Origin of the sequence: Streptomyces sp. NPDC048484, from assembly GCF_040651415.1 — a bacterium.
GTDB lineage: Bacteria > Actinomycetota > Actinomycetes > Streptomycetales > Streptomycetaceae > Streptomyces.
In genome coordinates, this window is the sequence record NZ_JBEZJY010000024.1 from 78,217 (window position 1) to 101,975 (window position 23,759).

A 23,759-nucleotide genomic window follows, 5' to 3' on the forward strand; every position below is an offset into this window, starting at 1 on the left:
TCAGTACACAGGAAGTGTGCGTGGGCCGAGGTCGTCGCGGGCGGGCGGCGGCGCGAGCCGCACGGAGGCACCGAGCACGCTCAGCCCGCGCGGGGCGACGACGATGGGCTCCAGGGACACGGAAACGACCTCCGGGTGGTCGTCGACAAGGCGTGACAGGCGCAGCAGCAGTTCCTCCAGTGCCGCGACGTCCGCCGGGGCCGAGCCCCGCCAGCCGAAGAGGAGCGGCGCGGTCCGGATGGATCGGACGAGTGAGGCCGCGTCGCGGTCGGTGACCGGAATCAGCCGGTGCGCGGTGTCCCCGAGCAGTTCCGACGCCGCCCCCGCGAGCCCGAAGGAGAGCACCGCTCCGGCCGCCGGGTCGATGACCGCGCGTACGACCGTGTCCACGCCGCGAGGGGCCATCCCCTGCACCACCGGGCGCAGTTCCTCGGGCTTCCCGAAGAGGCTGGTCAGCTCGGCGTACGCCCGCCGCAGTTGCTCCTCGTCCGCCAGGTCCAGCCGGACGCCGCCCAGGTCGGCGCGGTGCCGAAGGTGCGGGGCGGTCGTCTTCAGCGCCACCGGGTAACCCAGGCGCTCCGCCGCCGCCACGGCTTCCCCGGGCGTGGGCGCGGGCAGGGCACGACGGACGTCGATGCCGTACCGGCCCAGCAGGGCGCAGGTGTCGTCGGGGCCGAGGGTGAGCCCGCCCTCCGCCTCTCCCGGCTCGGCGGAGGCTTCACCGGCACCACCGGCACCACCGGCACCACCGGCACCGTCGGCCAGGAGACGGCCGATCTGTTCGGCCGCGCCCTTCTCGTCGATGTCCTCGCACTCGGGAACCCGCCCGGGGTCGGCGGCCTCGCGCCGCCACTGGCCGTACTTCACGGCTTCCGCGAGCGCGCGTACGGCCCGCTCGGCGGCGGGGTAGGCCGGGATGAGCCGGGAGTCCACCTCGGCGCTCTCCACCTCGGCGCTCTCCACCTCGGCGCTCTCCACCTCGGCGCTCTCCACCTCGGCGCTCTCCACCTCGGCGCTCTCCACCTCGGTCACCGCTTCCATGACGGGCGGGCGGTCGACGATTGCGGGAGCGACGGTTGCGCCGTCGACCGTCGTGCGATCGACGGGTGCGCCGCCGGGGGAAGCCGGAGCCGCCTGCGGTGCGGTACTGGCGGCCGCGGACAGGGCTTCCGCGAGCCCTCCCAGTTCCACGTGGACCACCAGAACCGGCTTGTCGGGAGCTGCGGCCGAGGCCGAACGGAGGGCCTCCGCCAGTGCGTCGTCCGGCGCGGACCGCTCGCCCACCGACGGAATCGCGGTGACCACGACGGCGTCGCAGGCGTCGTCGGCGAGCGCGTGCGCCAGCGCGACGCGGAAGTCCTCGGCCGAAGCGTCCGTCGTCAGGTCGCGGGGCGGCAGCGGTTGCAGCTCCTGGGCGAGGCACGCGTCGTACGTCAGCAGCCCGAGCGATTCGGAGTTCCCGAGAATCGCGACCCTCGGGCCGGCGGGCAGGGGCTGGCGCGCCAGCAGCAGCCCCGCGTCGACCAGTTCGGTGATCGTGTCCACCCGGATGACCCCGGCCTGCCGCAGCAGGGCGGACACCGTGGCGTGGGGCAGCCGAGTCGCCCGTACGGCGTGGCCTTGGGGCGCGGCTCCGCCGTGCCGTGTGCCCTGGACGACGACCAGCGGCTTGGCCGCCGCCGTGCGCCGCGCGAGGCGGGTGAACTTCCGCGGATTTCCGATCGATTCGAGGTACATGAGCGCGACATCGGTGTCCGGGTCGTCGTACCAGTACTGAAGGACGTCGTTGCCGGACACGTCCGCGCGGTTGCCCGAGGAGACGAAGGTCGACACGCCCGTCACTCCCGTGACCCCGCCGCCGCGCCGGTGCAGTCGGGACAGCAGCGCGATCCCGATGGCCCCGGACTGGGCGAACAGGCCGATACGCCCGGCACGCGGCATCTCCGGCGCGAGCGAGGCGTTGAGCCGTGTCCGCGGAGAGGTGTTGATGACTCCGAAGGCGTTCGGCCCGATGAGACGCATTCCGTACGTACGCGCCTGGCGCACGAGTTCACGCTGACGCTCTCTGCCCCCGGGGCCGCTCTCGGCGTACCCCGCGGAGACCACGACGAGCCCCTGCACCCCGTGCTGCCCGCACTCCTCGACGGCCTCGGGAACCCGCTCGGCCGGGACGGCGATCACGGCGAGGTCGACGGGCTCGGCGATGTCCCGCACGGAACGGTGGGCCGGGACTCCGGCGAGTTCCTTCTCCTGAAGCGCCCCGTTCACCGCGTACAGGCGCCCCGTGAACCCCGCGGCCCGCAGGTTCTCCAGGATGCTGTGCCCCACTCCCCCGGGCGTGCGGCCCGCTCCGACGACCGCGACCGAACGGGGCGCCAGCAGCCGGGCCACGGAGCGCGCCTCCGCCCGCTGCTCCCTCGCCCGCTGCACGGCGAGCGAACGGTCGGTGGGCTCCAGATCGAACTCCAGGCGTACGACGCCGTCCTCGAAGCTGCGCTTCTGCTGGTACCCCGCGTCCGTGAACACCTTGATCATCTTGCTGTTGGCCGGCAGCACCTCGGCGGCGAAACGGCGGATGCCGCGCTCACGGGCGACGGCCGCGATGTGTTCGAGGAGGGCGGACGCCACGCCGCGGCCCTGATGGGCGTCCTGGACGAGGAAGGCGACCTCCGCCTCGTCCGCCGGGGCGGAGGCGGGCAGGCCGTCCGTGTCGATACGGTCGTAGCGTACGGTGGCGATGAATTCGCCGCCGACGGTGGCCGCGAGTCCCACCCGGTCCACAAAGTCGTGGTGGGTGAAGCGATGGACGTCCTTGGCGGACAGTCGCGGGTACGGCGCGAAGAAGCGGTAGTACTTCGACTCGTCGGACACCTGCTCGTAGAAGCTGACGAGGCGGTCGGCGTCGTCGGCCGCGATCGGCCGGACGCGCGCGGTGCCGCCGTCGCGCAGGACGACGTCGGCCTCCCAGTGAGCGGGGTACTCGTGCCGGTCCGACGGGGTCTGCATGGGGCCCAGAGTACGACTCCGGTCCGACAACGGCGGGGTCGCTGCCCGGCGATGACGGGGCCGTCGACCGTCGATGGCGGGCTCGCTTCCTGGCGATGGCGGGTTTGCTGCCCGGCGCGCCCCGGCAACGGGCAGGCCTGCGGTCCGTGCGGGCGCGTTCGCGTCCGGCCGGGGCACGGGGCAGTCTTGGGGTCCGCACCACTCGGGCCCCGCTTCACGTATGGAACACTGGTCTAGACAACCTTGAGACATCGAAGGGCAGCATCACATGGCTGAGCGCCGCGTCAACGTCGGGTGGGCCGAGGGCCTTCACGCCCGCCCCGCCTCCATCTTCGTCCGGGCGGCCACGGCCTCCGGCGTCCCCGTGACGATCGCCAAGGCTGACGGCAACCCCGTCAACGCCGCTTCCATGCTCGGGGTCCTCGGCCTGGGCGCCCAGGGGGGCGAGGAGGTCGTCCTGGCCTCCGACGCCGAGGGCGCGGACGCCGCGCTCGACCGCCTGGCGAAGCTGGTCGCCGACGGTCTCGACGAACTCCCCGAGACCGTCTGACCGCGCACCTCACCTACGGCGGAGCCGCGTCACCCGCACCCCGGGCGACGCGGCTCCGCCGTTCCTGTTCCTGCTTTTCGCGCGGGACCGGCGCAGCTGTTTCCGTGCAGATCCGTTCAGACGGAAATCACGCGCTCGACAATTCCGGTGACGCGGGAAATGGGCAGCAGAAATAAACTCCCGCCGAATACGCCTCTTTGTATACGGCGTCTCTGTTAATGCCGCAGGCTCGCCGTGTTTACGGGATGTTGCGAAGTCCTCACACGTTCGACGCGGCTCCCGCCGGGAAAGCGCAGCCGGTGCGCGGTCGTCGCCCGCTCGGTGTGCAGCGCCGTGATCGCCCGGGCCCGGTCGCTGTCACCACGGGCCACGGCGTCCACTATGGCCCCGTGCTCGGTCCAGGACTCGGCGGGTTGCGCGGGTGCTTCCACCGAGTACATCCAGGCGATCTTGTGCCGCAACTGGCCGAGCGTCGAGGTCAGCGCCTGGCTGCCGGAGGCCTGCGCGAGGGTCTCGTGGAACCAGCCCCCGAGCGAGCGCAGATCCTCGCTGTTGCCCCGCCTGGCCCGCTCCTGACCAAGTCTGACCAGACCGCGCAGGACCTTGAGGTGAGCCTCGGTGCGGCGCTGAGCGGCCCGGGCGGCCCCCAGCGGTTCCAGCAGCATGCGCATCTCCAGGAGGTCGGCGGCCTCATGCTCCGTGGGCTCCGCGACGCACGCGCCCGCGTGCCGGCGGGTGACCACGAAGCCCTCCGCCTCCAGGGTGCGCAGCGCCTCGCGTACGGGGACCCGCGAGACGCCGTAACGGCGCGCGAGCAGTTCTTCGGTGAGCCGGCTGCCGCGCTCGTAGACACCCGCGACGATGTCGTCACGGATCGCGGTGCATACCGAGCGCGCGGGAATACGCATGACCGAGCCTCCGCCTTAATCCCCGCGAAACGCGGTCGATTGACGCCTGTTCGGTGACTCTATTGCAGAGAACGGGAAATTCCGAAGGCAGCCCGAAATCCATGGCTATTTTTTGGACACACCGCGCCTCTGAACAGGCAGTCGTCCGGTGCGGCACGCGAAGGCCCCGGCTCGTGGTGAGCCGGGGCCTTCGACGGAGGTGCGGTGTGGTGCCGTGCCGCGTGCCGTGCTGTGCCGTGCCGTGCCGTGGGTCAGACGTTCACGCCGTGCGAGCGGAGGTACGAGACCGGATCCATGTCGGAGCCGTACTCCGCGGTCGTACGCGCCTCGAAGTGCAGGTGCGCCCCCGTGACGTTGCCCGTCGCCCCGGAGAGGGCTATCTGCTGTCCCGGAGTGACCGTCTGGCCCACCGAGACGCCGACGGACGAGAGGTGCCCGTACTGGGTGTACGTGCCGTCGGTCATCTTGATGACGACCTGGTTGCCGTAGGAGCCGCCCCAGCCGGCCTCCACGACGGTGCCGGAGCCCACCGCGTGCACGGCGGTGCCGCTGGCGGCGTGGAAGTCGATGCCGGTGTGGCTGCCGGAGGACCAGACGCCGCCGCCGGCCTGGTAGGAGGTGGAGACGTACGAGCCGGCGATCGGCGCGGTGTAGGCGTTGAGGCGCTTGCGCTCGGCCTCGCGGGCGGCACGGGCCTTGACCTCGCGCTCCTCCTCGGCCTTGGCCTTGGCCTTCGCCGCGGCCTCCTCGGCACGCTTCTTCGCGTCGGCCTCGGCCTTCTCGCGGGCGGCTGCCTGTTCGGCAGCCTGCCGCTGCGCGGCGGCCTGTGCGTCGATCTCGTCGGCGATCGAGTCGCCGATGGTGACGGCCTGGGTGAGGCCGGTCTGCTCGACGGCGCTCTCGGCGGCGAACGCCGGGGCGGCAGCCAGAGTGCCTACGACACCGGTGGTGGCGAGTGCGGCGACGCCCACCGTCCTGCGGGTCGTGCGCTGCATACGGCTGGGAAGACGGTGCTTCCCCGTGGCGCGGGTGAACGCCATGAAGTGGCTGGTCCTTTCCTTCCTTCTCGCCTACCGGGTTAGCTGACGGGTTCGGAGCAGGAAGGTCTCCTACGGACCCCCTTCGGGAAGGGCGTCCGATTCACCCCAGGGACTACACATGGGTCCCCGGCTCCCCTGGCTCGCGCCGTACGGGGACTCGGCGATGACTGTCCGGTGCCGCGGACGCGGCGCACTGCCTGACGAACAGCCGGAATGACGCTAAGCGGGGCCTCTTTCAATAGCCAAACGGATCACGACTTTTGTAGCGCACGCCACAGGGCAGACAGGCAACCTCCCTACCAATACGGACACAGCGGACGAACGCAGCGACCAGGACAGCACAGGAAGAAGGCCCGGGCAACTCATCAGTCGCCCGGGCCCCAACCGGCCACCGGCCTCTGTAGCGCCCGGCTGCCGGTCTCCGCTGTGTGCCGCTACCGGTCTCTGCTTCGTCCCGTTACCGGTCTCTACTCCGGCGCCACGACGCTGACTTCACCGATCCCGAGAGCCCTGACCGGCTCCTCGATCTGCGCGGCGTCACCGACGAGGACGGTCACCAGGCGGTTCACCGGGAAGGCGTTCACGGCGGCCGCGGTGGCCTCCACGGTGCCGGTCGCGGCAAGCTGCTGGTACAGCGTCGCCTGGAAGTCGTCCGGCAGATGCTGCTCGACCTGGTCGGCGAGCGTGCCCGCGACGGCGCCCGCGGTCTCGTACTTCAGGGGCGCCACGCCCACCAGGTTCTGCACGGCGACGTCGCGCTCGGCGTCCGTCAGGCCGTCTGCGGCGAGGGTGCGCAGTACCTTCCAGAGGTCGTCGAGCGCCGGTCCGGTGTTCGGGGTGTCCACGGAGCCGCTGATGGCGAGCATGGAGATGCCCGTCCCGTCCGGAGCGGAGCGCAGCACCTGGCCGAACGCCCGCACGCCGTAGGTGTATCCCTTCTCCTCGCGCAGGACGCGGTCCAGGCGGGAGGTGAGGGTGCCACCGAGGCAGTACGTGCCGAGCACCTGGGCGGGCCACACGCGGTCGTGCCGGTCCGCGCCGACGCGGCCGATGAGCAACTGCGTCTGGACGGCTCCGGGACGGTCGACGATGATCACCCGGCCGGTGTCGTCGGCGGTCACGGACGGCACGGGACGCGCCTCGGCCTGCGATCCGGTCCAGGTGCCGAGGGTGTCCCCGAGCAGCGCGTCGAGGTCGACATCGGTGAGGTCACCGACGACGACCGCGGTGGCCGTGGCGGGGCGTACGTGCTTCTCGTAGAAGGCGCGCACGGCCGCCGAGTCGATCGCGGTGACCGTCTCCTCGGTGCCCTGACGCGGTCGCGACATGCGCGAGGTCGCCGGGAAGAGCTGCCGGGACAGCTCCTTGGCGGCCCGGCGGGCCGGGTTGGCGGTCTCGTGCGGGATCTCGTCGAGCCGGTTGCGCACCAGCCGCTCGATCTCGCCGTCCTCGAACGCGGGCGCCCTGAGGGCGTCGGCGAGCAGGCCGAGCGCCTTGGGCAGCCGGGAGACGGGGACTTCGAGGCTGAGCCGGACACCGGGATGGTCGGCGTGGGCGTCGAGCGTGGCGCCACAGCGCTCCAGCTCGGCGGCGAACTCCTCGGCGGAGTGCTTGTCGGTGCCCTCCGAGAAGGCCCTCGCCATGATCGTGGCGATACCGTCCAGGCCCTTCGGCTCGGCCTCCAGCGGGGCGGCCAGGAGGACCTCGACGGCGACGACCTGCTGGCCGGGGCGGTGGCAGCGCAACAGCGTCAGGCCGTTGCCGAGCGCGCCGCGCTCGGGTGCCGGGAAGGCCCAGGGCCTGGCCTCGCCGGCCTGGGGCTGCGGGTGGAACTCCATCGTGGCGAGCTCGGTCACTTGGCCGCCTCCTCGTCGGTGTCTGCAGCTGCGGCGCTGGTGTCCTCGGCGGCGTCGGTCTCTTCGGGGGCGACCGGCTCGTAGACCAGCACCGCGCGGTTGTCGGGACGCAGGCGGGCCTTGGCGACCTCCTGGACCTCCTCCGCGGTGATGTCGAGGACCCGCTGGACGGCGGTCAGGGCGAGCTGGGGGTCGCCGAACAGGACGGCGTACCGGCACAGTTCATCGGCGCGGCCCGCGACCGTACCGAGACGGTCCAGCCACTCGCGCTCCAACTGGGCCTGGGCGCGCTCCATTTCCTCGGCCGTGGGCCCCTCCTCGGCGAACCGGGCGAGCTCCTCGTCGACGGCGGTCTCGATCACCGGGACCTCGACGTCGCCCGACGTCTTCACGTCGAGCCACCCCAGGGAGGGTGCTCCGGCGAGGCGCAACAGGCCGAACCCGGCCGCCACCGCGGTGCGGTCACGGCGTACGAGCCGGTTGTAGAGCCGGGACGACTCACCGCCGCCGAGGACGGTCAGGGCCAGGTCGGCCGCGTCCGACGCGCGCGTGCCGTCCTCCGGCAGCCGGTAGGCGGCCATCAGCGCGCGGGCCGGGACCTCCTCCTCGACGACCTCGCGCAGCTGCTCACCGATGGTCTCGGGAAGCGAACCGTCGCGCGGGGCGGGCTTGCCGTCGTGGCCGGCGACGGAGCCGAAGTACTTCTCGACCCAGGCGAGCGTCTGCTCCGGGTCGATGTCGCCGACGATCGACAGCACGGCGTTGTTGGGCGCGTAGTAGGTGCGGAAAAAGGCGCGGGCGTCCTCAAGGGTGGCCGCGTCCAGGTCGGCCATCGACCCGATCGGGGTGTGGTGGTAGGGGTGCCCCTCCGGGTAGGCGAGGGCGGTCAGCTTCTCGAAGGCGGTGCCGTAGGGAACGTTGTCGTAGCGCTGCCGGCGCTCGTTCTTGACGACGTCCCGCTGGTTCTCCATCGACTCCTCGTCGAGCGCGGCGAGCAGCGAGCCCATACGGTCGGCCTCCAGCCAGAGAGCGAGCTCCAGCTGGTGCGTCGGCATGGTCTCGAAATAGTTGGTCCGCTCGAAACTCGTCGTCCCGTTGAGCGAACCGCCCGCTCCCTGCACCAGCTCGAAGTGGCCGTTGCCCTTCACCTGGCCGGAGCCCTGGAACATCAGGTGCTCGAAGAGGTGGGCGAGCCCGGTGCGGCCCTTGACCTCGTGGCGCGAGCCGACGTCGTACCAGAGGCACACCGCGGCGACCGGGGTCAGGTGGTCCTCGGAGAGCACCACGCGCAGGCCGTTGGCCAGGCGGTGCTCGGTCGCTGTCAGGCCGCCGGAACCGGCCTCGGCTGTGGCCGTGTGACCCATGGGCATGTACGTCCCTTCGATCGCGGAAAACTGCTGAATTCCTGCTAGTCATGCCACTGTATGCAAGCGCGCGGACAGCTGGCGAAGTTCCCGCGTCGGCTACGCCGAGAGCGAGCACGCCGGCGACCTCGGCATCTCGTACGGTCGTACGAGCACGGACGTTCCCCGAGCCGGCGCCGGCGATCGGACGCGCGGCCGGCGAAGGGCGCGGGGTGGCTCCGTGCTCGCGCTCGTACCCCGGCGGGGACGGCGGTACGAGAGCCCCCGGCGCCCGCGCCGCCAGCGAGGCGGTAGCCTCCGGTGCCTCGCGCGGACGGCGACGCGGTAGCGTCCTGACACCTCCACAGCAGTCGGAGGCCGCGCTTCCGGAGCCTGTCGAGGCCGTCGCGATCGCGGTCTGCGGGGCCTGTTGAGGCGGTCGCGCACCCGGCCCGCGAGGTCCGTACGGACGGGTCGTGGTCCGCGTTGTCAGTACTCCGGTCCACAATGGACCGCGTCAGAACCCGTTCATGCCCAGGCAGAGACTGTGAAGGAGTCGCAGCAGCGATGGCCCGCCGCAGCACGAAGACCACGCGCCCCGATGACAACGCCGACTTCGAGGAGCGCATCCTCGACATCGACGTCGTCGACGAGATGCAGGGCTCCTTCCTCGAGTACGCGTACTCGGTCATCTACTCCCGAGCCCTGCCGGACGCCCGCGACGGCCTCAAGCCCGTGCACCGCCGCATCGTCTATCAGATGAACGAGATGGGGCTTCGCCCCGACCGCGGCTATGTGAAGTGCGCCCGCGTCGTCGGCGAGGTCATGGGTAAGCTCCACCCCCACGGCGACGCGTCGATCTATGACGCCCTGGTCCGCCTCGCCCAGCCCTTCTCCATGCGTCTGCCCCTGGTCGACGGACACGGCAACTTCGGTTCGCTCGGCAACGACGACCCGCCGGCCGCCATGCGGTACACCGAGGCGAGGATGGCCGACGCGACCTCCCTCATGACGGAGTCGATCGAAGAGAAGACGGTCGACTTCAACCCGAACTACGACGGCCAGGAGCAGGAGCCGTCGGTCCTCCCGGCCGCGTATCCGAACCTCCTGGTGAACGGCGCGTCGGGTATCGCGGTCGGCATGGCGACGAACATGGCGCCGCACAATCTCGGCGAGGTCATCGCCGCCGCCCGGCACCTGATCCGCCACCCCGGTGCCGATCTCGAGACGCTCATGAGGCACGTCCCGGGCCCCGACCTGCCCACGGGCGGCCGCATCGTCGGTCTGTCCGGGATCAGGGACGCTTACGAGACGGGTCGTGGCACCTTCAAGATCCGCTCGACGGTCTCGGTGGAGAACGTGACGGCGCGCCGCAAGGGCCTCGTCGTCACCGAACTGCCCTTCACCGTCGGCCCGGAGAAGGTGATCGCGAAGATCAAGGACCTGGTCGGCGCGAAGAAGCTGCAGGGCATCGCCGACGTCAAGGACCTCACCGACCGCTCGCACGGACTGCGCCTGGTCATCGAGATCAAGAACGGCTTCGTGCCCGAGGCCGTCCTGGAACAGCTCTACAAGCTGACGCCGATGGAGGAGACCTTCGGCATCAACAACGTGGCGCTGGTGGACGGCCAGCCGCTCACGCTGGGGCTCAAGGAACTGCTGGAGGTGTACCTCGACCACCGCTTCGAGGTCGTACGCCGCCGCAGCGAGTTCCGCCGCACCAAGAAGCGCGACCGGCTGCACCTGGTCGAGGGCCTGCTCGTCGCCCTGCTGGACATCGACGAGGTCATCCGCCTCATCCGCTCCAGCGACAACTCCGCCCAGGCCAAGCAGCGCCTGATCGAGCACTTCTCACTCAGCGAGATCCAGACGCAGTACATCCTGGACACGCCGCTGCGCCGGCTGACCAAGTTCGACCGCATCGAGCTGGAGACCGAGCGCGACCGGCTCAACGGTGAGATCGACGAGCTGACCGGCATCCTGGATTCGGACGCCGAGCTGCGCAAAATGGTCTCGGGCGAACTGGCCGCGGTGGCCAAGAAGTTCGGCACCGACCGGCGTACGGTGCTGCTGGAGTCCGCCGGTTCCACCGCCACGGCCGTTCCGCTGCAGGTGGCGGACGACCCCTGCCGGGTACTCCTGTCGTCGACGGCGCTGCTCGCGCGAACGGCCAACGGTGACCCCTTCGGGGAGAGCGAGGCCAGACGCGTCAAACACGACTTGATCATCTCCGCCGTCCCCGCGACGGCGCAGGGCGAGATCGGCGCGGTCACGTCCACCGGACGACTCCTGCGGATCAATGTCATCGACCTCCCGCGGCTGCCCGAGACCGCCTCGGCTCCCAGCCTCTCCGGGGGCGCACCGATCTCGGAGTTCCTGACTCTGGAGGGCGACGAGCAGGTGGTCTGCCTGACGACGCTCAACGAATCGTCGCCGGGCCTGGCGCTCGGCACACAGCAGGGTGTGGTCAAGCGCGTGGTCCCCGACTATCCGTCCAACAAGGAGGAGCTGGAGGTCATCTCCCTCAAGGACGGCGACCGGATCGTCGGCGGGGCCGAGTTGCGCACGGGCGAGGAGGACCTGATCTTCATCACCGACGACGCGCAGCTGCTGCGTTATCAGGCATCCCAGGTCCGTCCGCAGGGCCGGGCAGCGGGCGGTATGACGGGCGTGAAGCTCACGGACGGCGCCAAGGTGATCTCGTTCACGGCGGTCGACCCGGCCGTGGACGCGGTGGTCTTCACCGTGGCGGGTTCACGGGGCACGCTGGACGACTCGGTCCAGACGACCGCGAAGCTGACCCCCTTCGACCAGTACCCGCGCAAGGGCCGAGCCACGGGCGGTGTGCGCTGCCAGCGGTTCCTGAAGGGCGAGGACTGCCTGAGCCTGGCGTGGGCGGGTCCGGCTCCGGCGCTCGCCGCGCAGAAGGACGGGACACCCGCGGAGCTGCCGGAGATGGATCCGCGGCGTGACGGCTCGGGGGTCTCGCTGGCGAAGACGGTCTCGGCGGTGGCGGGGCCGGTTTAGAGTCCGGATTCCGGCAGGTCGGCCCCAGGGCCACGAACGGCGGCCTGCCGCTTCTGCTCCTGCTCCTGCTCCTGCTCCTGTACGTAACGGAGGACGCTCCACATGCCGTGCTCGTCGGCCTGTGGGGCGTCGTCCTTGCACGCCTCCAGCTCTCTGCCGAGCGCGAGGGCGTCGATGCCGGACCCGATGAGCACGAGCTGGGTGAGGCGCTGCTCGCCGGGAGTCCAGGGCTCCGGATGGAAACGCAGAAACCGGCCCACGGCGTGCACGGCGTACCGGTTGCGGGGGTCGGCGGCGCCGAAGTCGACGTATCCCTTGATGCGGTAGAGGCCGTCGGGCCTGCTGTCGAGGAAGTCCATCAACCGCCGGGGCCCGAGGGGCACTTCGGAGGTGAAGGAGACGGACTCGTAGCCGGAGTGCAGATGGCCGTGGTGTGGATGGCCGTGGTGCGCGCCAGGCCCCTCTCCGTCACCCTCCTCGTGATCACTTTCCTCGTGCCGGGGGAGATCGTCGAAGGACAGTTGGCCGATACGTTCCTCGGTCGGCCGGCAGTCGAAGAGGAACTCGGGGTCGATCCGCCCGTAGGAGGCGGCCACGACGGCGGCACCGCGGGCGAGCGTCCGCACGAGCCGGATCACGCGGTCGGCGTCCGCCGCGCGGTCCGCCTTGTTGACGACGACGAGATCGGCGACGGCGAGGTGCCGGTCGATCTCGGGATGCTTCTCACGGGTCGTGTCGAACTCGGCGGCGTCGACGACCTCCACCAGACCCCCGTAGACGATGTGCGGGTTCTCGCTGACGAGGAGCATCTTCACCAGCTCCTGCGGTTCGGCGAGGCCGCTCGCCTCGATGACGATCACGTCGATCCGGGCGGAGGGCTGCGCGAGCCGGTCCAGGTACAGATCGAGTTCACTGGCGTCCACGGCGCAGCACAGACACCCGTTGCCCAGGGAGACGGTGGAGTCGCCGAGCGCGCCGGCCACCGCCATGGCATCGATCTCGATGGCACCGAAGTCATTGACGATGGCGCCGATACGGCTGCCTCCACCGCGGTGCAGGAGATGGTTGAGCAGGGTGGTCTTGCCGGAGCCCAGAAAGCCGGCCAGGACGAGGACCGGGATCTGCTGGGGGCTCGCCTCACTCAACGCGCGACCTCTCTCACACCAATGCGTACACCGGCTCGCGGACCGGCTCTCACGACAGGGAACGAATGCCCACCAAGGATACGAGCCGCGGGATACCACTCGAAGTGAACGATTGTTAGCGGCGCTCGCGGGGCACACGTTGGGCAAGGCGCCGAGTTGCGCGACCCTCGCTTACCTCCGTGCGCCGCCTCTCCGCCTCCCAGCCGATCAGAGCCGCTCGGGCACCCTGGGAGACGGCAAGCGCCGCCCAACGCTCGCCGGTCCCCATCAGTCGACCCGCACCCGACGACCGGCGGACGGCCGCCTGATTCGGGGGTTGACATGGCCACACAGAGTTTGTGGAAGACGCGGCTCTCCGCCGCCAGGGTGAGGTTCGCCTCCGCGGCCGACTCCGTCGTGACAGCGAGGAATCGACACCGCACGCGTGCCGCCCTCACTGAACAGCACCGACTCCACTTCGACCTGTTATGCAAGGCCATGGACGATCCTGCCCTCGCCGCGGTCCTCAACACGTACGAGAGCGACGTGACCCCCGAAAGGCAGCGCCAGTACCTCTTCGCGAATGCCCTCTACGTCAACGCCCTGTACTTCCACAGGATTGGGGCCCTCACCCGGCGAGAACTCCACGGGCATTTCCGGATTATGTGCCAAAACAGGGTATTTCAGGAGTACTGGGCGGCGACACACCACCACCGGGAGAGCCTGCCCGACTCGTCGGAGGAGGCCGGGCTGGGCCAGATGATGGACAACCTCATCCAGGATCAGGCGGATTCGGACGCCGACGAGTGGTGGGTTGTGGGAGAACCACCTGAGGAGTCACAGTGACTCGTCGCTCGTCATGACCCAGCGCGCCGCTCTCAGTCCACGCAAACCACCCATGCGTCCCGCATGCCATGAATGGCCGCGATGAGCACTCATCCCCCCAATACCCCTCTCGTCAAAGGGAGGCGAAGAATTTCACTCGGATTCCTGCTGTTACGTCGCGCGCGGCGAGCAGCAGACGATATAAATTGGCGCGTGCCCACTATGTGGGCACTCCGAACGCACACCCCCCGCTCGGAGACATCCGCCTCCGACGAACACCTCCGCTCGGGGCCCGCCCGTCACATACCTGAGAACAGCTCGGGGACACCCAACACTCTCTGAGCCATAAGGTTGGTACCTGTTCGTGAAAATCGTGCGCCGTGTCGGGGCTTCACCACGCGAGCGCGGGAGCGCTACTGGTCAGTCGTGCCCCGACATCTTCGAGCTCAGTGACGGCAGCTTCGCTGTCATCGGCCGAGAGGCCACCAAGGAACTCGACTGGGAGCTTCCGCCCGATGCTTCACGGGCCGACTACGAGCGGATCGTGGTGATCACACGCGAGACCCTGGTGCGCGCAAAAGCGGACATTCCCGATACTTGAGATCAAGAACTCGCGATGACCACACCACAGCAGCGGTAGAGGCAGCAGAGAGCTCCAGACACCCTTCATCTCCGCGGCGCACGAACACGATTGAAGGGCATCAGGCCCGGCACCGACGCGATGCCGGGCTCTTCACATGCCATTGCTCGTCCACTCGACTTTCCCCGTAGGTCGCGGGAGGCATCCCGGAGACAGCAGGAGGGCGTTATGGCAAGTGACAGCACATGGCGTTCAGTAGTCCGAATCTGCTCCTGGGTGACCGCTGCCGTGGCAGTGATCAGCATCGTGGGAGCGGCTTCGATAGTCGCCAGCGGATGGATGATCGATGGCGTCGAGCAAGCGAACGGAAGCCGACGGATCGCATCGGAACGAAGTGCCCTGGGCGACTACTTCGGTGCTGTCAGCGCGATCTTCTCAGGTCTGGCACTTCTTCTTCTCATCGCGACACTCGTGTACCAGCAACGCGAGCTGCGGTTGCAGCGCCTTGAACTCAGTTTGCAGCGGGGAGAGTTGAAGGCGTCCCGCGATGAACTTCGCCGCAGCGCGGAGGCGGACATGCGCGGCCTGCACGTACAACTGACGCAAATGGCGATTGACGATCCCTCTCTGGCCGAGGTGTGGGCCACCAGCCACGATCAGTCCGAGTCGACAGTGCGGCAACACCTCTTCGCCAATCTCGTTTTCAGTCACTTCTTACTGGCCCGCAGCTGGGGGACGCTCTCCGATTCAGACCTGTTGGCACACGCCCACGGTCTGCTTCGAAACCCTGTTTTCCAGGACTACTGGGAAGCCACTCGGATCGCGAAGAGCCGCATTTCGCCAGACAGCCCAGAGGCCCAGCTCGCACGGATCTTCGATCAAGCGCTTGCCGAGATACGCCTCGAACCGCCTGCTTCCACGTCGTGACAGGCCGCCGCAGGCACCGCGACCGACGGAACCGGCCTCACACACCGTGCCGCCGGGCGAATGACTTTCGGATCCTCCCCCTGTTCCAGGACGCTGGCGCTCCAAGCGACCACGCGCTGCACGCCTCGGCGGGCGAGACGATCTTCGCCGTGGCCCGCACCGCCGGATGGATCGCCCACGCCTTGGAGGAATACGGCGAGGCGCCCCTGCGGATGCGCCCGAGCGGGCACTACGTAGGTGAACGGCCACCTCAGCCACTTCCTCAGCCACTTCCGGAGCAGTGACACCACCGGCCCCAGAGGTCGCGAGGAGCCAAGTCAGGTTAGGCTCACCTCTGTGAGTACGTGCGCGAAGGTGTCCCGAGGCCTTGAGGAGCCCCTCGCAGGGACCGCCGCCACGGCGAGAACGTGGCTGCTGGTCGAACAGCCCGGCCCCTGGGGTGCCGACGCGCTGACATCGAGCCATCTGGATCCCGCGCTGGGCCGCGCCCTGGAGCAGGCAGCCGAGGGCACCGGCGTACGCATCGCCCTGATCCGCCGACCGGGGCGGCATGCCGACTGCCACACGAGCGCCCGGCGTCAGGTGTACGCGGCCCACACCACTCCGGGAGCCGTATGGCTGCACAACGCCATCACGACAGATCCCGAACAACTGCTCGAACTTGACTTCGCCGAGCTCGGCAGGGGCCTGCCCGGCACTTTCGACACGACGCTCGACGGTCGTCCCCACACCGGAGACCCTCTGGCGCTCGTGTGCACCAACGGCAAGCGCGACCGGTGCTGCGCCCTGCTCGGCCGCCCCCTCGCCGCCGAACTCGCCGCCTCCGGAGTGACAGGAGCGTGGGAGGTCACGCACCTGGGAGGCCACCGCTTCTCACCCACTCTCCTCGTACTGCCGTTCGGCTATGCGTACGGGCGTGCCGAGGCGCATGCCGTCAAGGAGGTCCTCCAGGGCGTACGGGAAGGCCGTGTCGTCACGGAAGGGTGCCGTGGGAACTCTGCCTGGGAACGGCCCGGCCAGGCCGCCGAGCTGGCGGTGCGCACGACAGTGTCCGAGGACGCGGCGGGCGCGCTGAGCGTGGTCCGCACCGAGGGCGAGGCGCCTCGCTGGGAGGTGACGGTCGCCCACACCGACGGCCGCCGCTGGCGCGTCACGGTCGCTCAGGGCACCGCATCACCGCCCCGTGCGGAGAGCTGCGGCTCGGCTCCCGGTTCTCCGGCACGGATGGACGTGACGGCGGTGCGCGAGCTGTCACATACCGTCGCCATGGGCCCCGCGACCCGCTGACCAGGACCTCCGGACGAGATCCACGCCACACCGCCTACGGACCTGCGTGTCGCTGCCCGTACCTTCATGGGTATGAGTTCCACTCCCCCTGCTCGACGACTCCGCCCCCACATGCCGAGGCGGATGTTCTCGCAGGTGCTGCTCATGCAGGTGGCGATCGCCGCCGGAGTCGCCGTACTCGCGACGGGTCTGTTCCTCGCGCCGCTCAGTGACCAGCTGGACGACCAGGCGATGCGCAGGGCGCTCGCGATCGCGCAGACCGCGGCGGCGCAGCCACAGCTCGCCGCGGAACTGACGTCGACACGCCCCTCGGCGGACGGACCCGTGCAGGCCGAGGCGGAGCGGGTCCGCAAGGCGAGCGGGGCCGAGTACGTCGTGGTCATGGACATGCACGGGGTGCGCTGGTCGCACACCAACGCCGCCGAGATCGGGGAACGCGTCTCCACCGACCCGCAGCAGGCTCTGGCCGGCCGGGAGGTCATGCAGATCGACAACGGCACACTGGGCCGTTCGGCGCGCGGCAAGGTGCCGTTGCGCGACGCCGACGGCGACATCGTCGGCGCGGTCTCGGTCGGCATCGAGTACGACAGTGTGCGTGCCCGCCTGATCCATGCGATCCCGGGGCTCTTCGCCTACGCGGGCGGGGCGCTGGCCGTCGGCGCCCTGGCCGCCTATCTGATCTCGCGGCGGGTGCAGCGTCAGACCCGTGACCTCGCCTTCTCGGACATCGCCGGGCTCCTGGCGGAACGAGAGGCCATGCTGCACGGCATCAGGGAGGGCGTCGTCGCGCTGGACCGCGAGGGCAGGATCCGGCTGCTCAACGACGAGGCCCGGCGGCTGCTGGGCCTCGGCGACGAAGCCGTGGGGCAGCCTCTCGGCACGGCGCTCGGTGAGGGACGTACGGCCGATGTACTGGCCGGAACCGTCGGAGGAACCGATCTGCTCACCGTCCGCGGACAGCGAGTCCTGGTCGCCAACCGTATGCCGACCGACGACGGCGGCGCCGTCGCCACACTGCGGGACCGCACGGAGCTGGAGCAGCTGGGCCGCGAACTCGACTCCACCCGCGGCCTGATCGACGCCCTGCGCGCCCAGGACCACGAGCACGCCAACCGGATGCACACGCTGCTCGGCCTGCTGGAACTGGAGATGTTCGACGACGCCGTGGAGTTCGTCGGTGAGGTGGTCGGCGACCACAGGGCCACCGCGGAGCAGGTGACCGAGAAGATCCACGACCCGCTGCTCGCCGCTCTGCTGGTAGGCAAGGCGACCGTCGCGGCGGAGCGCGCCGTAGCCCTGCGGATCTCCGACAGGACGCTGTTCCCCGACCGGCTGGTCGACGCCCGGGGGCTGGTCACGATCGTCGGGAACCTCGTCGACAACGCGCTCGACGCCGTCGCGGGCACCCTCCACGCGCGCGTAGAGGTCGAATTGCGCGCGGAAGGGCGTACGGCTGTACTCAGGGTGCGCGACACCGGGCCGGGAGTCCCTGCCGAACAACGTGAACTGATCTTCACGGACGGATGGTCCACCAAGGAACCGCCGGCCCATCGCGAGCGCGGGATCGGCCTGTCGCTGGTGCGCCGACTCGCTGAACGGCAGGGTGGCAGCGCACAGGTCTCGGAGGCCGAGGGCGGGGGCGCGGAGTTCACGATCGTGCTGCCGGAGGCGCTGGCGGAGCTGCGGCTCGCATCCGAGCCGGAGTCCGGGTCCGCACCTGGAAGAGCCGCCACGACCACCAAGGAGGAACCGCGATGATCGAGGTACTGGTCGTGGACGACGACACCCGGGTCGCTCGGGTCAACGCCGCCTACGTGGAGAAGGTCGCGGGTTTCCACGTCGCGGGAGAGGCGCACTCGGCGGCGGAGGCACTGCGGCAGGTGGAAGCGCTGCCCCAGCTGGATCTGGTGCTGCTCGACCACTATCTGCCCGACGGGACGGGGCTCGCGGTCGTCCAGGAGATGCGGCGGCGCGGCCACCAGACCGACGTGATCATGGTGACCGCGGCGCGTGACATCACCACGGTCCAGGCGGCGATGCGACAGGGCGCCCTCCAGTACCTGGTGAAACCGTTCGCCTTCGCCGGACTCCGCGCGAAACTCGAGGCGTACGCCGAGCTGCGCCGCACCCTCGACGGCGGGGGCGAGGCGGAACAGTCCGAGGTCGACCGGATCTTCGGCGCCCTCTCGGCGGGCACTGAACCCGATCTGCCCAAAGGGCACTCCCCCACCACCGCGGAGGCCGTGCGCCAGGCTCTGGTGAACGCGAGAAGCCCCCTGTCCGCCCAGGAGATCGCCGACCTGACCGGCCTCAGCCGGCAGACCGCCCAGCGCTATCTGAAGCTTTTGGAGCGCACCGGCCGGGCCACACTGAGCCTGAAGTACGGCGACGCGGGCCGCCCCGAACACCGCTATGTCTGGGCGACCCGAGGAGCCTGACGCCACCACCGGAGTACGAGGGCCGGGGCCCACGGATTGCGCGCGTGCCCAGCCCTTCGCCGGGCTCTCGGACACAGGCTCTCAGACGGCCCCCGCTCCCGTGAGCGCCCGCACCTCGGTCTCCGCGTGCTTGGCCTCGTCCGGCGGCTCCGCCGAAGTGACCGTACCGAGCCAGCCCGCGAGGAAGCCCAGCGGAATGGACACCAGGCCCGGATTCTCCAGCGGGAAGTACTGGAGGTCGACGCCCGGGAACAGCGAGGCGGGACTGCCCGACACCACGGGCGACAGCACCACGAGTGCCAGGGCCGGCACCAGGCCCCCGTAAACGGACCACACCGCTCCGCGCGTGGTGAAGTTCCGCCAGAACAGCGAGTACAGCAGGACGGGCAGGTTCGCCGACGCGGCCACCGCGAAGGCAAGTCCCACCAGGAACGCCACGTTGAGGTCGCGTACGAGCAGACCGAGCGCGATGGCCACGACGCCGATCCCCACCGCGGCGGTCCGCGCCACGGCCACCTCGCTGTGCGGCTTCGCACGCCGTCCGCGCAGTGACGCGTACAGGTCGTGGGCCACGGACGCCGAGGAGGCGAGCGTGATGCCGGCGACCACCGCGAGGATCGTGGCAAAGGCGATCGCGGCGACGATCGCAAAAAGAACCGTTCCTCCCGTGGACGCGACTCCGCCACCCAGATCGAGTGCCAGCAACGGAACCGCCGTGTTCCCGGCCGCGTTCGACCCTCGTACGGCATCGGGGCCGACGATCGCCGCCGCTCCGAAACCCAGCACGATCGTCATCAGGTAGAACCCACCGATCAGGCCGATCGCCCAGACGACCGAGCGGCGTGCGGCCCGAGCGGTCGGCACGGTGTAGAAGCGCGACAGGATGTGCGGCAGCCCGGCCGTGCCGAGCACCAGCGCGAGGCCCAGACTGATGAAGTCGAGGCGCGCCGTCCAGTCCCCGCTGTACTTCAGCCCCGGCGCCAGGAATGACTTCCCGTGCCCGCTCCGCTCCGCCGCCGTACCCAGCAACTGGTTGAAGTCCCCGTGGAACCGCACCAGAACGAGCACCGTCAACGCGACCGCCCCGCCCATGAGCAGAACGGCCTTGACGATCTGGATCCACGTGGTGGCCCGCATTCCTCCGAACGACACGTAGACGACCATGAGCGCGCCGACACCGATGACCGTCCAGGCCTGCGCCGCCTCGCTCGCGCCTCCCAGAAGCAGCGCCACCAGGCTGCCCGCCCCCACCATCTGCGCGACCAGGTACAGAACGGACACGGTCACCGAGGAGGTTCCCGCCGCGATCCGCACCGGCCGCTCGCTCATTCGTGAGGCGACGACGTCGGCGAGCGTGAACCGCCCGCAGTTGCGGACCAGTTCGGCGACCAGGAAGAGCACGACGAGCCAGGCGACGAGAAAGCCCACCGAGTACAGCAGTCCGTCGTAGCCGAAGAGTGCGATCAGCCCCGAGATACCGAGGAAGGAGGCGGCGGACATGTAGTCGCCCGCGATGGCAAAACCATTCTCCATCGGCGAGAAGAGCCGGCCACCCGCGTAGAACTCCTCCGCCGAACCGTGCCGGTGACGGCTCACCCATGTCGTGATTCCCAACGTGATCGCGACGAACACGCTGAAGAGCAGCAGGGCCAGCGTCTGGTGGTTCCCGGTCACCGCTCACCACCCGCGACGCCACGCGTCAGCTCCTGTGTGTCCCAGCGCAGATCCAGCGCCGCACGGTCTCTGCGCAACCGTGCGTGCCGCGCGTACGCCCACGTGAACAGGAACGTCGTGAGGAACTGTCCGAGCCCCGCGACCATCGCCACGTTCACCGCGCCGGCGACGGGCCGCGCCATGAAAGCCGGTGCCGTGGTGGCCATCACGACATATCCCAGATACCAGGTGAGGAAGACGGCGACGCTCGGGATCACGAACCTCCGGTACCGGCTGCGCACCTCCTGGAAAGCGACACTGCGTTGTACCTCCAGATAGACATCGGATGCGCGGGCGCTGCGGTCCTCCTGCTCCCTGCGTGCGGGCGGCACAGCTGGGGCAGGCGCGCCCGTACCGTCCAACTCTCCCCACCCGGAGGCGAGCGCGTCGTACCAGGGGTCGTCGATCCGCACCCTTCCGGAGTCGGGACCGTCGTGCTTCTCCACCGGACTCTCCTTGTCCGCCGCCCGTTTCGGCCGCGCGCCCAAGGATGGACAGAACGGGAAGATCCCTGACTCTTCTCTCCGCGCACTTCACCCCATCAGGTGACTCACCCCCCTGGTGGGCGCACAAGTCCCTTCGTGAAGGCGTAACGGACGGCCTGCGCACGGTCCTTGAGTCCCGTCTTGGCGAAGAGGTTGTTGATGTGGGTCTTCACCGTGGCCGTGGACACATGCAGGTTGCGGGCGATCTCCTGGTTGGTCAGGCCGTCGGCGATCAGCACCAGCACCTCTGTCTCCCGCGTCGTCAGTCCGTCCGGAGCCTCCTGCGAAGGCGTGGTGGGCTCCGGCTCCGACAGGCGCTCCAGCAACCGTCGCTGGATGCCCGGCGAGAGACCGGCGTCCCCGGACAGCACGCTCCGCACGGCTCGGACGATCTCGTCGCCGCCCGCGTCCTTGGTGAGATAGCCGCGGGCACCCGCCCTCAGCGCGGGAAACAGCGACGCGTCGTCCGCGTACGTGGTGAGCACGACGACCTGTGTCCTCGGGTGCTCGGCCCTGATCCGTCTGGTCGCCTCGGCTCCGTCGCAACGGGGCATGCGCAGATCCATCAGCACCACGTCCGGATCGAGTTCGGCCACCAGACGTACGGCCTCGTCCCCGTCAGCGGCCGCACCGACAACCTCGATCCCCGGCAGCAGACCGAGCAGCATCACGATGCCCTCACGCACCACGGTCTGGTCGTCCGCCACGACGACACGGGCCGGTGCCCCATCGCCCCCCTCCGTCATACGGGCACCTTCAGCGTCACCATGAACCCCTCCTCGTACGGTCCTGCCTCCAGCGAACCGCCCAGCAACTCGGCCCGCTCCCGCATTCCGAGCAGACCGTACCCGGCGCCGGTGTGTGCGAACTCTCCCGGTGGCGCGCCCGAGTCCCGTACGTTCAGTGTCACTTCATGCTGTCCGTAGTCCATCTGTATGTGGACCTTGGCACCCGGCGCGTGCTTCCGGACGTTCGTCAGAGCCTCCTGAGCGACCCTGCGGGCCGCTTGGGACACCTCGGCCGGCAGGGGACGCCGTTCACCCGTGACAGTGACATCGGCGCCGTCGGATTCGGCGACGAGCTCGCTCAGGAACTCCTCCAGCGGGGACAGCTCTCCGCGCAGCGCGGAGAGCGCCTGCCGGGTCTCGGCGAGCCCCTCGCGGGCCATCCCGCGGGCGGCCACGACCCGGTCGAGGACCTGGTCTCTCTCCGCACCCCGCTCGATCAGCAGTCGGGCCGCCTCCAGGTGCACGAGCTGCGCCGAGAGGCTGTGCGCCAGTACGTCGTGGATCTCCCGGGCGATCCGGGCCCGCTCCGCCAGCGCGGCCGATTCCGCCTCGGCCGCACGCGCCGCACGCTCCTGGGCGAGCAGTCGCTGGGCATTGCCGCGGGCCTCCGCGTCCAACCGGAGCACATAGCCGAGCAGGGCGATCCCGCCGGTCGTGGCCGTGGTGGACAGCCAGCCGTCGTGATCGACGAGCGCGTACGCCCCCAGCGCCGCGGAGGTGGCCGGCAGGGCAGCCGCCAGGGGCAGCCGCTCCATCGCGGTGACGCCGCACACGCACCACAGAACGAGGGCCGGCACCCGGAGACCCACGCCGTGTGCGACCACCGCAACGGCGAACAGCAGCACGAGCAGCCCCAGGGAGGGCAGGAGCCGGTGTTCGAACGTGGTGCTCCTGAAGCCCCAGATCCCGAATCCGCACGCGAGGACCGCCAATCCGGCAGCCGCGATGCCCCAGCCGTGCAGGTCGCTCCCCGTGAAGGTCGTCCCCAGGAGGACCCCGATGGCGACGATGCGCGCGCCCATGACGAGCGAGCGCCGGGCCCTGAGCACTCCTGCCCGGGAGAGCGCCTCGCGGGAGGGCCAGCGCAGCCAGACGTTCTCCGTCACACACGCTCCTTCCACGAGGGCTGGGGCACGCCTTCACCGTATGCCGCGCTCTGCCCGCGCGCCGGATGCGGTCCCTGCACCCGCCAGGCCAGGATGCCGGAACGGACGAGCAGCGTCACAGCGAGCCCGAGGAGCAGGCCGGAGGTGTCCTGGTGGAGACCGAACGCGGCGCCGAGGCCGAGGAGACCCGCACGCAGGGCTATGCCGATGATCCAGACAAGAACGCTGGCCTTGGTACCCCTGTTCCACACCGCTCCGTCCGGCGTTGTCCAGACGCGCGTGGTCCAGGCCCAGCCAAGGCCGGTGACCAGGGCGACGAGAAGTTCGGCGCCGAGCAGGAGGCCCGATGCCGTCCGATGGCCGGGGTCGAGCAGGCCGGGCTCACGCACGGCGAGAAATATCAGCACGCCGGGCACGACCCACCAGCGCTTGTCCGCCTCCATCCGCTGGGTGCGGAACTGGCGAGCGATCACCAGAATGGCAACGGCGAGAAGCGCCAGGACATCGACAAACCCGGACATCGCGGCCTCCGTGAGCGAAGAGAGGAAGGTGCCGGCAGCGGGCACTGTCGACGCCTTCGACGCTACGGAAACGGGCCGGTCGGCGGATCGGAGCCAGGGTGGATCATGGGTGGATCCCGGAGGCCGCCGGTCTCCACCCACGGGTGGAGGGCTCCCGGTGCGATCCCCCACGCTCAAGGAGGCCGGCTGTCCGACGGGGGCCGGCAGGAGTTCCCGCCGGCCCCCGTCGGACCTC

19 protein-coding genes, 1 pseudogene and 1 riboswitch are annotated in these 23,759 nt (G+C 69.9%); of the genes and pseudogenes, 9 read left to right on the plus strand and 11 right to left on the minus strand.

Annotation, left to right across the window (positions count from 1 at the left end):
- Positions 1-3,006, minus strand: a complete 3,006-nt coding sequence (locus tag AB0D14_RS24450) for a GNAT family N-acetyltransferase (RefSeq protein ID WP_362782524.1) — start codon at positions 3,004-3,006, stop codon at positions 1-3.
- 268 nt (positions 3,007-3,274) lie between these two features.
- Here AB0D14_RS24450 and AB0D14_RS24455 point away from each other — a divergent pair, with 268 nt between their 5' ends.
- Positions 3,275-3,556 carry an HPr family phosphocarrier protein gene (locus tag AB0D14_RS24455; protein ID WP_362782526.1) on the plus strand — a complete coding sequence of 94 codons (282 nt, stop codon included), beginning with the start codon at positions 3,275-3,277 and terminating at the stop codon, positions 3,554-3,556.
- 215 nt (positions 3,557-3,771) lie between these two features.
- Here AB0D14_RS24455 and AB0D14_RS24460 read toward each other — a convergent pair whose 3' ends face one another.
- From AB0D14_RS24460 to AB0D14_RS24475, 4 genes are all read right to left on the minus strand, one after another.
- The gene (locus AB0D14_RS24460) at positions 3,772-4,464 is read right to left on the minus strand and encodes a GntR family transcriptional regulator (RefSeq protein ID WP_362782528.1); all 693 of its coding nucleotides are present in this window, start codon (positions 4,462-4,464) and stop codon (positions 3,772-3,774) included.
- 251 nt (positions 4,465-4,715) lie between these two features.
- On the minus strand, positions 4,716-5,504 hold the full coding sequence (locus AB0D14_RS24465; protein ID WP_362782531.1) for a M23 family metallopeptidase: 789 nt from the start codon (positions 5,502-5,504) through the stop codon (positions 4,716-4,718).
- 12 nt (positions 5,505-5,516) lie between these two features.
- Positions 5,517-5,677, minus strand: a riboswitch (cyclic di-AMP (ydaO/yuaA leader).
- A gap of 294 nt (positions 5,678-5,971) precedes the next feature.
- Positions 5,972-7,360 carry a pitrilysin family protein gene (locus tag AB0D14_RS24470; RefSeq protein ID WP_362782533.1) on the minus strand — a complete coding sequence of 463 codons (1,389 nt, stop codon included), beginning with the start codon at positions 7,358-7,360 and terminating at the stop codon, positions 5,972-5,974.
- Positions 7,357-8,724, minus strand: a complete 1,368-nt coding sequence (locus tag AB0D14_RS24475) for a pitrilysin family protein (protein WP_362782535.1) — start codon at positions 8,722-8,724, stop codon at positions 7,357-7,359. The genes AB0D14_RS24470 and AB0D14_RS24475 overlap by 4 nt, the downstream gene beginning before the upstream one ends.
- A gap of 546 nt (positions 8,725-9,270) precedes the next feature.
- Here AB0D14_RS24475 and AB0D14_RS24480 point away from each other — a divergent pair.
- Positions 9,271-11,730 carry a DNA topoisomerase IV subunit A gene (locus tag AB0D14_RS24480; RefSeq protein ID WP_362782538.1) on the plus strand — a complete coding sequence of 820 codons (2,460 nt, stop codon included), beginning with the start codon at positions 9,271-9,273 and terminating at the stop codon, positions 11,728-11,730.
- Here the strand turns inward: AB0D14_RS24480 and AB0D14_RS24485 are convergent.
- The gene (locus AB0D14_RS24485; RefSeq protein ID WP_362782540.1) at positions 11,727-12,875 is read right to left on the minus strand and encodes a GTP-binding protein; all 1,149 of its coding nucleotides are present in this window, start codon (positions 12,873-12,875) and stop codon (positions 11,727-11,729) included. The two genes, AB0D14_RS24480 and AB0D14_RS24485, sit on opposite strands and share 4 nt — an antisense overlap.
- Positions 12,876-13,196: 321 nt before the next feature.
- Between AB0D14_RS24485 and AB0D14_RS24490 the strand changes: the two genes are divergently transcribed.
- The 7 genes and pseudogenes from AB0D14_RS24490 to AB0D14_RS24520 all read left to right on the plus strand — a co-directional run bounded on the left by AB0D14_RS24490 (position 13,197) and on the right by AB0D14_RS24520 (position 18,911).
- Positions 13,197-13,700 (plus strand): DUF6082 family protein, encoded by a 504-nt coding sequence (locus AB0D14_RS24490; RefSeq protein ID WP_362782542.1) that lies wholly within the window; start codon positions 13,197-13,199, stop codon positions 13,698-13,700.
- Positions 13,701-14,043: 343 nt separating this feature from the next.
- Positions 14,044-14,280, plus strand: a complete 237-nt coding sequence (locus AB0D14_RS24495) for a hypothetical protein (protein WP_362782543.1) — start codon at positions 14,044-14,046, stop codon at positions 14,278-14,280.
- 255 nt (positions 14,281-14,535) lie between these two features.
- Positions 14,536-15,186 carry a DUF6082 family protein gene (locus AB0D14_RS24500; protein WP_362782545.1) on the plus strand — a complete coding sequence of 217 codons (651 nt, stop codon included), beginning with the start codon at positions 14,536-14,538 and terminating at the stop codon, positions 15,184-15,186.
- A 125-nt stretch (positions 15,187-15,311) separates the two neighbouring features.
- Positions 15,312-15,470, plus strand: a pseudogene (locus AB0D14_RS24505) (citrate synthase); the annotation flags it as partial.
- Between the two features lie 52 nt (positions 15,471-15,522).
- Positions 15,523-16,473: a sucrase ferredoxin gene (locus AB0D14_RS24510; RefSeq protein ID WP_362782546.1), complete on the plus strand. Its 951-nt coding sequence runs from the start codon at positions 15,523-15,525 to the stop codon at positions 16,471-16,473.
- 72 nt (positions 16,474-16,545) lie between these two features.
- Positions 16,546-18,231: a sensor histidine kinase gene (locus AB0D14_RS24515; protein ID WP_362782548.1), complete on the plus strand. Its 1,686-nt coding sequence runs from the start codon at positions 16,546-16,548 to the stop codon at positions 18,229-18,231.
- On the plus strand, positions 18,228-18,911 hold the full coding sequence (locus tag AB0D14_RS24520) for a response regulator (protein WP_362782551.1): 684 nt from the start codon (positions 18,228-18,230) through the stop codon (positions 18,909-18,911). Before AB0D14_RS24515 ends, AB0D14_RS24520 begins: the two co-directional genes overlap by 4 nt.
- Before the next feature lie 81 nt (positions 18,912-18,992).
- Here AB0D14_RS24520 and AB0D14_RS24525 read toward each other — a convergent pair whose 3' ends face one another.
- From AB0D14_RS24525 to AB0D14_RS24545, 5 genes are all read right to left on the minus strand, one after another.
- On the minus strand, positions 18,993-20,585 hold the full coding sequence (locus AB0D14_RS24525; protein ID WP_362782554.1) for a cation acetate symporter: 1,593 nt from the start codon (positions 20,583-20,585) through the stop codon (positions 18,993-18,995).
- A complete protein-coding gene (locus AB0D14_RS24530) occupies positions 20,582-21,070 on the minus strand; it encodes a DUF485 domain-containing protein (RefSeq protein WP_362782556.1) in 489 nt (162 codons plus the stop codon). The genes AB0D14_RS24525 and AB0D14_RS24530 overlap by 4 nt, the downstream gene beginning before the upstream one ends.
- Positions 21,071-21,174: 104 nt before the next feature.
- Positions 21,175-21,855, minus strand: a complete 681-nt coding sequence (locus AB0D14_RS24535; RefSeq protein WP_362782559.1) for a response regulator transcription factor — start codon at positions 21,853-21,855, stop codon at positions 21,175-21,177.
- Positions 21,852-23,003, minus strand: a complete 1,152-nt coding sequence (locus AB0D14_RS24540) for a histidine kinase (protein ID WP_362782563.1) — start codon at positions 23,001-23,003, stop codon at positions 21,852-21,854. The genes AB0D14_RS24535 and AB0D14_RS24540 overlap by 4 nt, the downstream gene beginning before the upstream one ends.
- Entirely contained in the window at positions 23,000-23,524 is a 525-nt protein-coding gene (locus tag AB0D14_RS24545) for a DUF1453 domain-containing protein (RefSeq protein ID WP_362782565.1), read from the minus strand. The genes AB0D14_RS24540 and AB0D14_RS24545 overlap by 4 nt, the downstream gene beginning before the upstream one ends.
- Between the last annotated feature and the right edge of the window lie 235 nt (positions 23,525-23,759).

Coding starts and splice junctions, on each gene's coding strand:
- AB0D14_RS24450 (WP_362782524.1), bottom strand. CDS start 3,006: ATGCAGACCCCGTCGGACCGGCACGAGTACCCCGCTCACTGGGAGGCC.
- AB0D14_RS24455 (WP_362782526.1), top strand. CDS start 3,275: ATGGCTGAGCGCCGCGTCAACGTCGGGTGGGCCGAGGGCCTTCACGCC.
- AB0D14_RS24460 (WP_362782528.1), bottom strand. CDS start 4,464: ATGCGTATTCCCGCGCGCTCGGTATGCACCGCGATCCGTGACGACATC.
- AB0D14_RS24465 (WP_362782531.1), bottom strand. CDS start 5,504: ATGGCGTTCACCCGCGCCACGGGGAAGCACCGTCTTCCCAGCCGTATG.
- AB0D14_RS24475 (WP_362782535.1), bottom strand. CDS start 8,724: ATGGGTCACACGGCCACAGCCGAGGCCGGTTCCGGCGGCCTGACAGCG.
- AB0D14_RS24480 (WP_362782538.1), top strand. CDS start 9,271: ATGGCCCGCCGCAGCACGAAGACCACGCGCCCCGATGACAACGCCGAC.
- AB0D14_RS24490 (WP_362782542.1), top strand. CDS start 13,197: ATGGCCACACAGAGTTTGTGGAAGACGCGGCTCTCCGCCGCCAGGGTG.
- AB0D14_RS24515 (WP_362782548.1), top strand. CDS start 16,546: ATGAGTTCCACTCCCCCTGCTCGACGACTCCGCCCCCACATGCCGAGG.
- AB0D14_RS24520 (WP_362782551.1), top strand. CDS start 18,228: ATGATCGAGGTACTGGTCGTGGACGACGACACCCGGGTCGCTCGGGTC.
- AB0D14_RS24535 (WP_362782559.1), bottom strand. CDS start 21,855: ATGACGGAGGGGGGCGATGGGGCACCGGCCCGTGTCGTCGTGGCGGAC.
- AB0D14_RS24545 (WP_362782565.1), bottom strand. CDS start 23,524: ATGTCCGGGTTTGTCGATGTCCTGGCGCTTCTCGCCGTTGCCATTCTG.